This window comes from Corallococcus sp. NCSPR001, assembly GCF_017309135.1.
Taxonomy (GTDB): Bacteria; Myxococcota; Myxococcia; order Myxococcales; family Myxococcaceae; genus Corallococcus.
The window spans coordinates 788,971-801,571 of the sequence record NZ_JAFIMS010000002.1; the positions used below are offsets into that span (position 1 = coordinate 788,971).

The 12,601-nt window shown below is 68.6% G+C and carries 15 protein-coding genes; 9 read left to right on the forward strand and 6 right to left on the reverse strand.

Features of this window, described 5'->3' with window-relative positions:
- Positions 1-26 precede the first annotated feature (26 nt).
- The gene (locus JYJ93_RS05265) at positions 27-2,093 is read left to right on the forward strand and encodes a S9 family peptidase (RefSeq protein WP_206786996.1); all 2,067 of its coding nucleotides are present in this window, start codon (positions 27-29) and stop codon (positions 2,091-2,093) included.
- A gap of 3 nt (positions 2,094-2,096) precedes the next feature.
- Here JYJ93_RS05265 and JYJ93_RS05270 read toward each other — a convergent pair whose 3' ends face one another.
- The 5 genes from JYJ93_RS05270 to JYJ93_RS05290 all read right to left on the reverse strand — a co-directional run bounded on the left by JYJ93_RS05270 (position 2,097) and on the right by JYJ93_RS05290 (position 6,478).
- Positions 2,097-2,864, reverse strand: coding sequence for a hypothetical protein (locus JYJ93_RS05270; protein ID WP_206786997.1), 768 nt, complete (start codon positions 2,862-2,864; stop codon positions 2,097-2,099).
- Positions 2,864-3,985 carry a hypothetical protein gene (locus JYJ93_RS05275; protein ID WP_206786998.1) on the reverse strand — a complete coding sequence of 374 codons (1,122 nt, stop codon included), beginning with the start codon at positions 3,983-3,985 and terminating at the stop codon, positions 2,864-2,866. The genes JYJ93_RS05270 and JYJ93_RS05275 overlap by 1 nt, the downstream gene beginning before the upstream one ends.
- A gap of 87 nt (positions 3,986-4,072) precedes the next feature.
- Positions 4,073-4,666: a GNAT family N-acetyltransferase gene (locus JYJ93_RS05280; RefSeq protein ID WP_206786999.1), complete on the reverse strand. Its 594-nt coding sequence runs from the start codon at positions 4,664-4,666 to the stop codon at positions 4,073-4,075.
- 124 nt (positions 4,667-4,790) lie between these two features.
- Positions 4,791-6,080: an OmpA family protein gene (locus JYJ93_RS05285; protein WP_206787000.1), complete on the reverse strand. Its 1,290-nt coding sequence runs from the start codon at positions 6,078-6,080 to the stop codon at positions 4,791-4,793.
- A 32-nt stretch (positions 6,081-6,112) separates the two neighbouring features.
- Positions 6,113-6,478 carry a DUF4398 domain-containing protein gene (locus JYJ93_RS05290; protein WP_206787001.1) on the reverse strand — a complete coding sequence of 122 codons (366 nt, stop codon included), beginning with the start codon at positions 6,476-6,478 and terminating at the stop codon, positions 6,113-6,115.
- A gap of 220 nt (positions 6,479-6,698) precedes the next feature.
- On the opposite strand from JYJ93_RS05290, the gene JYJ93_RS05295 reads away from it, so the two are divergent.
- The 7 genes from JYJ93_RS05295 to JYJ93_RS05325 all read left to right on the forward strand — a co-directional run bounded on the left by JYJ93_RS05295 (position 6,699) and on the right by JYJ93_RS05325 (position 11,136).
- Positions 6,699-7,583 (forward strand): 5'-3' exonuclease H3TH domain-containing protein, encoded by an 885-nt coding sequence (locus JYJ93_RS05295; RefSeq protein ID WP_206787002.1) that lies wholly within the window; start codon positions 6,699-6,701, stop codon positions 7,581-7,583.
- A 7-nt stretch (positions 7,584-7,590) separates the two neighbouring features.
- Positions 7,591-8,031 carry a group II truncated hemoglobin gene (locus JYJ93_RS05300; protein ID WP_206787003.1) on the forward strand — a complete coding sequence of 147 codons (441 nt, stop codon included), beginning with the start codon at positions 7,591-7,593 and terminating at the stop codon, positions 8,029-8,031.
- Complete coding sequence (locus JYJ93_RS05305) at positions 8,028-8,471, forward strand: SRPBCC family protein (protein WP_206787004.1); 444 nt, start codon at positions 8,028-8,030, stop codon at positions 8,469-8,471. The genes JYJ93_RS05300 and JYJ93_RS05305 overlap by 4 nt, the downstream gene beginning before the upstream one ends.
- A gap of 37 nt (positions 8,472-8,508) precedes the next feature.
- Positions 8,509-9,366 (forward strand): hypothetical protein, encoded by an 858-nt coding sequence (locus JYJ93_RS05310; RefSeq protein WP_206787006.1) that lies wholly within the window; start codon positions 8,509-8,511, stop codon positions 9,364-9,366.
- Positions 9,367-9,402: 36 nt separating this feature from the next.
- Positions 9,403-9,633, forward strand: a complete 231-nt coding sequence (locus JYJ93_RS05315; RefSeq protein WP_206787008.1) for a hypothetical protein — start codon at positions 9,403-9,405, stop codon at positions 9,631-9,633.
- 131 nt (positions 9,634-9,764) lie between these two features.
- Positions 9,765-10,574, forward strand: a complete 810-nt coding sequence (locus JYJ93_RS05320) for a hypothetical protein (protein ID WP_206787009.1) — start codon at positions 9,765-9,767, stop codon at positions 10,572-10,574.
- Positions 10,575-10,656: 82 nt separating this feature from the next.
- Positions 10,657-11,136, forward strand: a complete 480-nt coding sequence (locus tag JYJ93_RS05325; RefSeq protein ID WP_206787010.1) for a hypothetical protein — start codon at positions 10,657-10,659, stop codon at positions 11,134-11,136.
- A 16-nt stretch (positions 11,137-11,152) separates the two neighbouring features.
- Here the strand turns inward: JYJ93_RS05325 and JYJ93_RS05330 are convergent, their stop codons facing one another.
- On the reverse strand, positions 11,153-12,004 hold the full coding sequence (locus tag JYJ93_RS05330; protein WP_206787011.1) for a hypothetical protein: 852 nt from the start codon (positions 12,002-12,004) through the stop codon (positions 11,153-11,155).
- A gap of 108 nt (positions 12,005-12,112) precedes the next feature.
- On the opposite strand from JYJ93_RS05330, the gene JYJ93_RS05335 reads away from it, so the two are divergent.
- On the forward strand, positions 12,113-12,589 hold the full coding sequence (locus tag JYJ93_RS05335; protein ID WP_242544192.1) for a sterol desaturase family protein: 477 nt from the start codon (positions 12,113-12,115) through the stop codon (positions 12,587-12,589).
- Positions 12,590-12,601: the final 12 nt, after the last annotated feature.

Here is a 12,601-nt window from a genome sequence, read left to right on the forward strand (position 1 = left end):
CCCTTGTGCTTTTCGGGAGGCGGCGGATGCGAGCGGCAAGCCTGGCTGTGGCGGTGGGCTGTTGGGTGTGGGGCGCGCTGGCGTCCGGTGCGGCGCCAGCGCCCGCGCCCGTGCGGGCGGAGGCCAGCGCGACGTACGACGCGCTCCAGCGCCTGGTGCGCATCCGTGAAGTGACGCTGTCGCCGGACGGCACGCGGGTGGCCTGGGTGGAGTCGGTGCCGGGGACCGCGGAGGCCGCGAGGCTCCAGGTGCGGGAGCTGGCGCATCCGGAGCGCGCGCCGGTGCGCGTCACCGCGTCGAAGGATGGCGCGCCGTGCGCGGAGGGCTCGCTGTCGTGGAGCCCGGACGGTCGCCAGCTCGCGTTCCTCTCCACCGCGGGCGAGGGCCGGGCGAAGCAGCTCTACGTGGCGGACGCGTCGGGGGCGGGCGGGCCCGCGCGGCGGCTCACCACGGTGAAGGGCGTGCTGGCGGCGCCGAAGTGGTCGCCGGACGGGCAGTCCGTGGGGCTGCTCGTCATTGAAGGCGCGGAGGACGCGCTGGGGCCCCGGGGGCCCGCGGCGCGCGAGACCGGCGTAGTGCAGACGTCTCCGCCGGTGAAGCGCTTCGCGGTGGTGACGGTGGAGGACGCGAGGCTGCGGATGGTGTCGCCCGCGGCCCTGTTCATCCACGAGTACGCGTGGAGCCCGGACGGCGCCCGGGTGGCGGTGACGGCCTCGAAGCCCCCGGGCGACGCGAACTGGTGGAGCGCGCGGGTGTACGCGGTGGAGGCGGGGACGGGAGAGACGTCGCTCCTGCACACGCCCCGGTGGCAGGTGGCGGAGCCCGCGTGGAGTCCGGACGGTCGCCAGCTCGCGTTCATCGAAGGGCTGATGAGTGACGAGGGCAACACGGGCGGGGACGTGCTCGTGGTGTCGGTGCCGGAGCGGCTGGCGGCGAAGGTGCGGTTCGGGGAGAAGGCGGAGCTGCCCGCGAAGGTGCCGCCCGCGCGGAACGTGACGGAGGGGCTGAAGGCGACGGCGACGGACCTCTTCTGGCCCACGGTGGAGCGGCTGGTGTTCGTGGCGCAGGCGCAGGGCGAGGCCGCGCTGATGGCGGTGGCGCCGGACGGCGGGGACGTGAAGACGGTGTGGAAGGGCCCGGAGCGCGTGACGGTGTCGCTGGGGAGGGACGGGGTGACGAGCGCGGTGGTGCGCGACTCCCTCACCCAGGCGCCGGAGCTGTGGACGGGGCGGGTGGGGGCGTGGAGGCAGGTGACGCGCCTCAACGCGGACGTGCGCGTGACGGTGGGCGACGTTCGCAGCGTGACGTGGACGCGCGACGGGCAGCCGGTGCAGGGCTGGCTGGTGTTGCCGGTGCCGGACGCGTCCGGGCGCAAGGCGCCCATGGTGACGGTGGTGCACGGAGGTCCGGCGGCGGGAGTGTTGGCGGGGTTCAATCCGCAGGCGGCGTTGTTCGCGGCGAGGGGCTACGCGGTGTTCATGCCCAACCCGCGAGGCAGCTACGGCCAGGGTGAGGCGTTCGTGCAGGCGAACCGCCGCGACTTCGGCTTCGGGGACTTCGACGACGTGCTGGCGGGGCTGGACGCGGTGCTGGCGTCAGCGCCGGTGGACCCGGCGCGGCAGGGCATCACGGGGTGGAGCTACGGCGGCTTCCTGACGATGTGGGCGGTGACGCGGACGCAGCGCTTCCAGGCGGCGGTGGCGGGCGCGGGCATCGCGAACTGGCAGAGCTACTACGGCACGAACCACATCGACTCCTGGATGCTGCCTTACTTCGGAGCCTCGGTGTACGACGCGCCGGACGTGTACACGCGCTCCTCGCCCATCAACGGGGTGAAGCAGGTGAAGGCGCCTACGCTGGTGCTGCACGGAGAGCGGGACATGGAGGTGCCCGCGTCGCAGGGCTACGAGTTCCACAAGGCGCTGAAGACCCTGGGCGTGAAGACCCAGTTGGTCATCTACGCGGATGAGGGCCACAGCCTGCGCAAGCCCGAGCACCAGAAGGACCGGCTCCTGCGCACGCTGGACTGGTTCGACGCGAACCTGCCAGCGGCGACGGAGTCGAAGCCGAAGGTGCGGGCGCCGGCGCGGTGAGGTTCAGAGCTCCGAGAACAGGTCGACCGCGGCCTGGGCCAGCAGGGCCTGCTCGTCCATATCGAGGCTCGCTGCGTAGCGGATGACGTCGCGCGGGCCTGGCGCTTCCGTGTTCCAGAAGAGTGTGAGCAGCCTGTCCCGGAGCGCGCGCCCTGCTTTACCTGCTTGTCGCAGCGAGGCACGCACGGCCTGCGGGCCCACCAGCTTGACGTAGGCGAACATGTCGAAGCTGTCCTTGGTCTTGTCAGGCCGCAGCTCACGTTTGGCGCGTTCCTTCATCGTCAGGAACCCCGTGGCATCCGGCAGGAGGATCCGCAGCGGCTTTCCCGCGACCAGAACCACGGCGTGACCGCGGCGGAGCGCCAGCCGTGCATCCGGCAAGGGCGTCATTCCGGTGGGCAGTTCGTTGGGGTCGACGTCCTTGGGTGCGAAGAGGTCCACGTCCATCTGCCCACCGGGCAAGGTCTTCGACCAGCGGAAGTGCCGGGTCCTGGCATAGCCCCGATGGCGGAGGACCTCCGGAAGACGCTCGGCCATGAAGTCCGAGCCATCCACGTCGAACAACAGATCCGGCTCGTAGGAGAAGCCTCGCTCGACCACGATGCCGGTATCGGTCTCGATGGAGATGACCCCGGTTCCACCCCGCTGCCTGGACTCCAACGCGAGGACCTGCCCGCCAATGAGCATGATGCGGCTGGAAAGGTCTCCCAGGTCGAGCATCAGCTCGCCCAACTCACCGAGGATTTCGTCGAAGCGCTCTTCATCCGTCATCAAGTCTCATCCGAAAGGGGGAGGGCCCGTGCGAAGCGCCGCACCAACTCCTCCGCCTGTTCGGTTCCCCTGCCGCCGCTCTGGTGGAAGTCCACGGCCAGCTGGGGCAGCGCGACTGCTGGACCGTGCGGTAGCAGTCGCTGTGCATGGTAGATGCCGCCCGCGTCGGTTTCGGCGGCTGGCTCCGGGCGGAGCACGAAGAAGTTGTGCGGGGTCATCCGGCGCAGTCCGAACGCCGAGACGGCTGGCTCAAGGGATCCCGAAAGGTAGATGCCGTGGGGGAGTCCGGAGACGGCTCGTTCGTCGGGACGCAGGGCGCTCGCCAGCGTGAAGGTCGAGCGGATGCCCTGGGAGGTCAGCAGGCCATGGGCCTTGCCGAGCAGGTCCGGTGTCGTGGATGGCGCGTTGAATCCTTCCCGGGTGCTGGCTGTCGGCTTGTCGCTCGTCAGCCATGCTCTCAGCAGGGACACCGGATCCCGGAGCCGGAAGCCGGTGCCGCGGCCTCCTTCGACGAAGCCTTCCTTCAGGAGTCTCGTGGTGACTCCATGCGCATAGGAGTAGCTCGTCTGGGTCTGCTCGGAGAGCGCGCGAATGGTCCAGCGCTGCTCGGGGGACTGGAGCAGGACGCGCACGAGCCTGCATCCCTTGCCATGGAACAAGGGCTCGCGAGGCGTTCGCTCCAAAGGGCGATGTCCCTGCACCCGGATGAAGGTGCTGCCCGTGCGCAGGAAGAATGTTCCGCGCATGTCGAGCAGGCCCACCTCCTCGCGCTCGCAGAGGTCGATGACGCTGGCGGAGGCCGAGTCCGTGACGAGCATCGGGAGTCGGAAGATGGGCAGTGAGCGCGGATCCGCATCCCTGCGTTGAAGCTGCTCGCGCAGGGCGGACAGCTTCTCGCGTTGGCTCAGCACATCCGCCGGGAACAGGGGGGCGCGATACCCCAACAACACGGGAACGCGGGCCTCCGGAAGCTGGACCTCCGCGAGGTCATAGAGGGATTCCCCCCGAGGGCCCACCCGCGGCACCACGATGGCTTCCTGCTGCACCAGCTTGACGCCACGAGGCAGCGGCGGCGGATTCCGCCAGAACTCGTCACGAAAATGGGAGGGCCCGGGTCTCATTCAATTTTGTCGATATTGGCTTCCAAGCTTCGAACTGGGAGCCATTAAAGCTCCATATCCCCAATATCGACAAAATTGGAGGAGGGGTCAGGGGCCGCCGCGGAGGCCGGGTTCGGCTGGGGCCACCAGCGAATTGAGCACCTGGTCGCGCCACTGGCCGTTGATGAGGAGGTAGTCGCGGGCGTAGCCCTCGGGGATGAAGCCGAGGCGGCGGAGGACGGCGGCGCTGCGCAGGTTCTCCGGCAGGTGGATGGCCTGGAGCCGGTGCAGGCCCATGGCGCTGAAGGCGAAGTCGCAGAAGGCGCGGAGGGCCTCGGTCATGAGGCCCTTGCCCTCGTGGCGGTGATCCAGGCCATAGCCCAGGTCCGCGGCCTGGAGCGGCCCCCGGCGGATGTGGGCGAGCGTGGCGTTGCCGATGACGGGCGCGAGTGCGAGCGGCTGTCCCTTGGGGAGGAGGAAGACGCGCAGGGACACATCGTGGCGGAAGTCCTCGCGGTCCTGCGCAAGCCGCGTGCGCCAGTAGGCCCCGGAGAAGAACGTCGCCGGGCGCGCCGGGGACACCGAGCCCAGGTGGTCCTTGTTGGCCACGTGGTACGCCAGCACCCGCTCCGCCGCGTCGGGCGGCAGCAGCATCAGGTGCAGGCGCTCGGTGGTGAGCAGGACGGGCGACTTGTCGATCATGGCGGGGCCGGACTTCAAGGGTAGCGCGCTCTCACGGGACGTGCGCGCTTGATGCGTGGATGAAGAAAAAGGTCCCCACCCGCATGGAGTGGGGACCTTCATGTTCGAGAAGCACAGGCGTGCGTTACTGCCCGTGGTCCATGGGCTGCTGGGGCACCTGCTGCGGCGCCCCTCCGCCGCCCGTGCCCTGTTCGGGCCCCGGGCTCTGGTGGTCCACTCCCATTCCGTGCGGCTTCGCGTCCGTGCCGCTGCCGCCCATGTTCTGGCCCTGCTCATGGTTGCCCTGGACAGGCGGCTGCTGCGCTCCACTGCCGCCCACGCCTCCGCTTCGCGACGGCTGCGCTCCGGCCACGTTGCGCTCCACCACGATCTCCACGCGGCGGTTGTTCGCGCGGCCCTCCGCCGTGCCGTTCGACGCCACCGGCCGGTTCTCACCCATGCCCCGGACCTGGATGCGGTCCGCGGGCACGCCCTGGTTCACCAGGAAGTTCCGCACGCTCTCCGCTCGGCGCTCCGACAGCTGGTCGTTGTAGTCCTCCGTGCCTCGCGAGTCCGTGTGGCCTTCGATGAGCAACGGGTTCTTCGACTCCTTCAGCGCCGTCGCCACCTCCGACAGCCGGTCTCGCGCCGCGGGCAACAGCTCCGTCGCGTTCGTCGCGAACAGCACGCTGCCCGACAACGTCACCACCGTGCCGCGCGCCTCCTCCCGCACCTTCACGTTCTCGTCCTGCAGCCGCGTCAGCGCCTGCGACGCGCGCTGCTCCGCCTGGAGCCGCGCCTGCCGCTCCTGCTCCAACTCCTGCGTGCGCTGCTGGAGCTGCTGGTTCAGCTCGGCCAGCCGCTGCGCCTCCGCCTGCTGCTGCTCCATGCGCCGCTGCATCTCCGCTTCCATCTGCTGCCGCTGCTGCGCATCCGCCGCGCGCAGGCGATCCGCCTCCGCCTGGCGCTGCGCATCGAGCTGCTGGCGCTGGGCCTCGAACTGCTGGCGCTGCTGCTCATACTGCTGACGCTGGGCCTCGTACCTCGCGCGCTCCTCCTCCTGCTGGCGCGTGAGGTTCATCGCGCGCGCCTCCTGCTGCTCACGCAGGGACGCCTCCGCCTGGGCCCGCTGCTGCGCGGCCAGGTCCGCCTCGCCGCGCGCCGAGGCGATCTCCGCCTTGCGCAGGGCCACGTACGCCAGCGAGCGCGTCTTCACCGAGCTCTCGCTCTCCGCGTACTCGTTCTCCGCCTCCTGCAGGGCCGCCCGGGCCGCCGCCACGTCCGCGGGACGCTCGCGGCCCTCGGGGCTCGTGGAGACGTCGCGGTAGGCCTCGCGCGCCGCGGTCAGTTCGCTGGGCGGGGGACCGTGCGCACATCCCACCGAGAGCGCCGTGACTCCCGCGACCGCCAACCATCCAAGTTTCCAACGCTGCATGACTCGCTCCTCAAAAGGCTAGAGGTGGGGACTCACTGACCGCCGCGGAGGGACTCGGCCTGCTCGGAGGCCCGCCGCGCCTCGTTCTTCAGGGGCACCGCGCGCGCCAACGCCGACGCCAGGTCCGCGTCCGCCGCCGCCTGACGGAAGCGCAGCTCCGCGGCCTCCTGCTCGCCCTCCTGAATCAGCCGCTCACCGTCGGCGATCTGCTGACGCGCGAACTGCAGATGCCGGGCGGCCTCGGGCACGTTCGGCGCCTGCGAGTTCTCCGCCGAGCGGAGCGCGGCTTCCGCCTGGACGCGCTGCTGATGGGTGGACGTAGCAATCACCTGCTTGCCTGCACAGCCAACGAGGGCCGCGGCGGAAAGCAGGGCGGCGGCGAACAGCTTCGGGCGCATGGATCACCTCATGCCGGTGGAATGCTGGGACGCTCCGGCGCGGCCCAGAGGGAGTCGCTTCGGAAAATGGGGGGTGCCCGGCCAGTCGGCATCGGCGACCTGTTCCTACAAGGCACGCTGGCCGAGGGGGTTGACAGGCGTCGTGTAGGGAACGAGGCGCACAGGCCACGGCACGCACGGGCTGCTGGCCGTGCGGCGGGAGGGACGCTAGAGGGGGAACATGCGCCTGCACCTCGTGGACGGCACCTATGAGCTGTACCGGGCCCACTACTCGCCCCGGCCGGGCACCACCGCGCCGGATGGACGGGACGTGAAGGCCACGGCCGGCGTCATGGACTCCCTGCTCGCCCTCCTGCACGACGAGGAAGAGGCCGTGACGCATGTCGCGGTCGCGTTCGACAATCCCATCCGCTCGTTCCGCAACGCGCTGTTCGACGGTTACAAGGGAGATGAGGGCGTGCCGCCAGAACTGCGCGCGCAGTTCGACCTGGTGGAGGAGGCCGTCTCGGCGCTGGGCGTGCGCGTCTGGTCCATGAAGGACCAGGAGGCGGACGACGCGCTGGCCACCGCGGCGGCGCGCTGGGCGGGCGAGGTGGAGCAGGTGCGGCTGCTCACGCCGGACAAGGACCTGGGCCAGTGCGTGCGCGGCCAGCGCGTGGTGCAGGTGGACCGGCGGCAGCAGAAGGTGATGGACGCGGACGGGGTGAAGGCGAAGCTGGGCGTGGCGCCAGAGAGCGTCCCGGACCTGCTGGCGCTGATGGGCGACGACGCGGACGGCATCCCGGGGCTGCCGGGCTTCGGGGCGAAGGGCGCGGCGGCGGTGCTCCAGGCGTATGGGAAGCTGGAGGCCATCCCGGACAACGCGGTGGAGTGGACGGTGAAGGTGCGGGGCGCGGACAAGCTGGCGGCGACGCTGAAGGCCCACCGCGAGGACGCGCGGCTGTACCGCACGCTGGCCACGCTGGTGGAGGACGCGCCGCTGCCGGGCACGACGTCGCTCGCGGACCTGGAGTGGAAGGGCGTGCCGGAAGCGCGCTTCAAGGCGTTCTGTGAAGGATTGGGATTGAAGAGCCTCCAGCGCCGGCCGAAGCGCTGGGCGGCATGAGGAAGCCATGAGCATGGAATTGAAGCCCCCACCGTCGGACGGCTGGGTCCCCACGCTGGACGACACCCCCTTCACCCGCATGGGCGGCGAAGCGCCCGTCCACGCGCTGGCGGAGGCCTTCTACGACGTGATGGACGCGGAGGAGCCCGCGCTCGCGGCCATCCACGAGCTGGACGCCGAGGGCAAGGTGAACCGGGGCACGCGCCAGCGCTTCGGCATGTTCCTGGTGGGCTGGCTGGGCGGGCCGCAGCACTACAGCGCGACGCACGGCCACCCCCGGCTGCGCATGCGCCACGGACACCTGCCGGTGGACACGGCAATGCGGGACGCGTGGCTGCGGTGCATGCAGAAGGCCATGGACAAGCAGGGCATCACCGGCGGCCTGCGCGGCTTCCTGGATGACCGCTTCGCCCAGGTGGCGGACTTCCTTCGCAACACGGAAGGATGAGGTTCACCGAGTCCATCCGCATCACCTGTCCGCGCGAGCGCGTCTTCGCGTACACGCAGGACTACGGGCAGCGGCTCGTCTGGGACACGTTCCTGCGCGAGGCGGTGCTGATGGACGGCGCGACCGAAGCCGGGCCGGGTGTGAAGGCCTGGTGCGTGTCGTGGCACGGGCTGGGGATGGAGACGCAGTACGTGTCCTTCCAGCCGCCCGCCGTCACGGCGGTGAAGATGACGCGGGGCCCGCGCCTGTTCGAGAGCTTCGCGGGCTCGTGGCGGTTCGAAGAGGACGGCCCCGGCGTCACGCGCGTCACCTTCACGTATGCCTTTGAATTGAAGCGGCCCTTCGGCTGGCTCACGCCGCTCCTGAAGTGGACCCTGACCCGCGAGGTCCGAGGACGGCTGAAGGACCTGAATCAGCAGTTGAGTATGTTGAGGTTGTAGGTTTTTACGCGGCGATGAATGGCGAATGGAGGGTTGGATGTCGCGAATCCAGTCGGTGGTTGAGCGGGTTGGATGTCTGTATGGGGAGCCCGGGCCGATGCGAAATGACTTGGTGAGAGAGTCCGCAGATGCGCTTGCGAGTCTCTTTGCCGGACAGGAGAATAAGCCTGTCATCATTGCAAATCTGCCTGGATGGTCTGATCGTCACCTATTGAGTCTGGATGGCGCTCAGGCGGATATACTTTTGCTCGATGGACTGCTGGAAATAGTGATTCTTGTCCCGAACGATGCGTTGGGGTTGTCTGAAGCGGAAAGAAAGATGCAGTTTGATGTTTGGCTGCAGAGGGATCCTCAGAATCACTTTTTGTTCTTTGATAATCCGGCTGAGGCAAGAAAAGGGACGCCCGAGGCCATATATAAAATTGCCAGTGCTACGCTTGATCAGGAAGAAAAGCGATACGGGGATTTGGAGGCCAAGGCGCGCAATTTCTTTGCCAGTAACTCCATTGTGCTTGGTACGGGCGGGCTTGGGTTGGCTAATGCTTTTTCTTCGCTGAAGCTTGATCAGGAGTTTCGCGGGCTGATCGGCGTTCCATGCTTGATTGGTGTTCTCTTGGGTATTGTGGCGTCAGTGTTGTTTTATGTTGTTCAGCGCACGAAAACGTGGGACGGGCGGCCTTCGCCTGTTGAGATTGTTTCAAGGTATCGATTTTACGAGGCTGATGGTTTCTATGTTGTAATGACTGAGGTGTTGGAGCGGTCTTATGGATCGCTCAGTAGGGTTAATGACGGCATTGCGAAGGTTCTTGCTTGGGGTGTTTGGGTGAGTCTTGCTAGTATTTTATTTTTCTTTGGTTCTCTTTTGATGCTGTTGTGGGGCTTTTTTTGCGGGTAGCTGTGGGTGTAGTGTTGTTGGGTGGGAGGTGCTGTGATGACGATCTATGTGGGACGTGGTCGCGTCGGTAAGACGGTTGTGAAGAAGGCGGTAACGAAGACGACCGTCAAGAAGGCGGCAACGAAGAAGATCGCCAAGAAGGCGACTGCCAAGAAGGCGACTGCCAAGAAGGCGGCAGCGAAGAAAACGGCAAGAAAATCAACTAGGCAGTCCACGGCTAGAGGAGGGAAGTTGGGTGAGCCTACTCGGCCAACCAAGAGGCGTTGATGTTGTGGCGGTTTTGAGGTGTGTAGAATGAGTGGTGGGTTTTTGTGATTTCATTGTGTTGAGGCGTTTGGTTGACGGTGGGTTGGTGGGGCTTGTTCGTTCTCGGCGAGTCGCCTGAATAGAGTCGTTCCATGAGCACGCGGCTACAGCCGTCCCCCGTCACTCCGTCTCTCAATGAGCTGGAGCCGCTGTTCGAGGAAGCGGCGAGGGCCTCGGGCGCATCGCGTGCCCTGAAGGCCGGGTACCTCAACGCCATCATCGCCCGGTGGGTCCAGACGGAGGACCCGGCGACGCTCGCGCCCGCGCTGCATGCGCTGTTGGCGAAGGAGGGCGTGCAGCAACTGGTGGACGAGCAGGGCACGCCCGTCAGCGCCGCCGCGACGCAGGCGCTGCTGGCCATGTCCTATCCGCATCCGCTGGAGGTCTCCCCGGAGCACCTGGAGGCGCTGCGCCGGCAGCAGGAGCCCGCCGCGCCGCCCGCGCCCAAGGGGGCGATGCTCACGGTGTTGAGCCTCGCGACCGGGGTCCAGGCGGTCTGCTTCTTCCTGGCGGACAGCGTGCCGCGCCTGTTCCGGGGACTGACCGTCGAGATGCTGGCGGGAGAAGCGCCCCTGCAACCTCCGCCCTACCGACCTTTGTGGGAGGCCATCCTCATCCGGCTGGAGAAGGATGTGTGGTGGTCCCTGCGGCCCCTGGTGCCCTGGGGGCAGGTCGCTCTCGCCGCGGGCCTCTATTACTTCGCCACGGCCCTCGCGACGACGGCGGGGGAGCGCAAGTGGGCCCGTCGCGCCTTCCTGGGGCTCGGGGTCGTGGGCCTCGTGCTGGGCCTGCTCCCCACGGATGAGTACAAGCACTGGGGAACACTGGCTGCCGCGCTGGGGGCGCTGTTCGCGGGCCTGATGCTCCGCGTGCCCAAGCCGTCCACGCCACCGGCCGCCTGAGTGCCTGCCCGCCTGAACATGGCCGGACGGGCGACGCGCCCCCACCCTCCAGTTTTCACCACCCGGATGGGGGTTGGGAACCATGCGAACGAACAACGAACTCTGGACGGCGGCGGGCTTCGGCGTCCTCGCCGGGATGCGCAGCATGACGGCGCCCGCGTTCCTCTCGCGCGAGCTGTCGCGCAAGCCGACACGCGCGCTGAAGCGGGCCCTGCCGGGCCTTGCCTCGAAGAAGGTGTCCCAGCGCCTGGGCCTCCTGGCCCTCGGTGAGCTGGTGGGGGACAAGAACCCCAAGGCTCCTCCGCGCACCGTGTTCCCGGTCCTGACGGGCCGCATCCTCTCCGGGGCCATCACTGGCGCCGCGGTGTCACGCAAGCGCAAGGGCGCGCGGCTCGGCTTCGCCCTCGTTGGCGCCGCCGCCGCCGTCGCCTCCAGCTACTTCTTCGTCGGCTTCCGCCGCCTCCTGACGCAGCGGCTGCGCGTGCCGAACGTGGCCGCGGGCCTGGTCGAGGACGGCCTCGCGCTGGCCCTGGGCTCCCGCCTCACCCGGGCGCTGCGGTAGGGCCCGCTGTCGTGGCTCACCCCGGCGTCTTGCCGGGCGTGAGCCGCGCCTCCAGCCGCGCCAGCACCGCATGCTCCGCCCGCGCCCGCTCCGCCAGGGGCGCGAAGAGCAGCCGCGAGCGCAGGCCCATGCCTTCCGTCAGTTCGAACTGGCGCAGGTCCTCCGGCAGCGCGAGCAGCACCTCGCCCAACGGCCGCACGCGGTGCAACTGGTACGAACCCGCCGCCTCCAGCGCGCGCACCACGTCCGCCACGGGCTCCGCGCGGGCCATGGCCTTGCGCGACTGCTCTTCGTATCTCAGGCCCGCCTCCACCCGCTCCTCCAGGTCCGCGAGCACCGCCGCCGACGTGCGCTGCGCCTCCTTCACCAACCGCAGCGGATCCAACGCCCGCTCCACGCGCCTTCGCACCGCGGGGGACAGCGCCCGGGCCCGGCCCTCCACGCGCGACAGCACCGCGTCGCGGTAGCTCGCCGCGAAGCAGACCACGAACAGCGCCTCCTCCAGCGGCGCCCGCTCGCGCCCGGCCAGCCCTTCCGCCAGCGAGCACAATCCCTCTCCCGTGAGCACGTACCGGCGTCCTCGGGGCAGCCCCTTCACGGACGCGCTGGTGCTCGCCTCCGCGTGGCCTCCGCGCACCAGCCGCTCCAGCGTCCGCCGCACCTGCGTCAGGTCGATGTCCTGCGAGGGCCGGGTGACATCGTGCTCGACCCAGTTGGTGAACAGCAGGAAGTAGAAGCGCACGTCAGACACGCGGAAGCCGCCCGCGCGAGCCCCGGCTCCGTGCGCCGCCAGCAGCGCCGCCTGCACGAAGGTAGCCTGCGTGTCGATGTATCCCAACCGCGCCGTCAGGGTGCTGTTCCGAGCCATGGCCGTAAGGATGCCAGCCCCCGCTCCTCCCGTCCCATTCCTCCCAGGTGACAGTGTCTGTCTAGCGGAAAGACATCTCCGGTCGCGTCGTTCGTACACAGGGCCAGCCTGAAGTCACTCTACTGGTGGCACCGCGCGCGGCATGAGAGCGACGTGCTCTGGCGCTTCTTCCATCAAATCCATCACAGCCCACAGCGGCTGGAGGTCATCACCAGCTTCTACAAGCACCCGCTGGAGATGGCGGCCAACAGCCTCATCGGCGGGCTGCTCGTCTACACGGTGCTGGGATTGAGCCCGGCGGCGGGCGCCATCTACACGGCCTGCTGCGCGCTGGGCGAATACTTCTACCACACCAACATCCGCACCCCGCGCTGGGTGGGCTGGTTCTTCCAGCGGCCGGAGATGCACCGCATCCACCACGAGTACGGCAAGCACAAGAACAACTACGGCGACCTGCCCATCTGGGACATGGTGTTCGGCACCTACGAGAACCCCGCCACCTGGGACGCCGCGTGCGGCTTCGACGACGCGAAGGAGCAGCGGCTGGGGGACATGCTCGCCTTCCGCGACGTGCATCGCTCCTAGGCGGTGGCACAC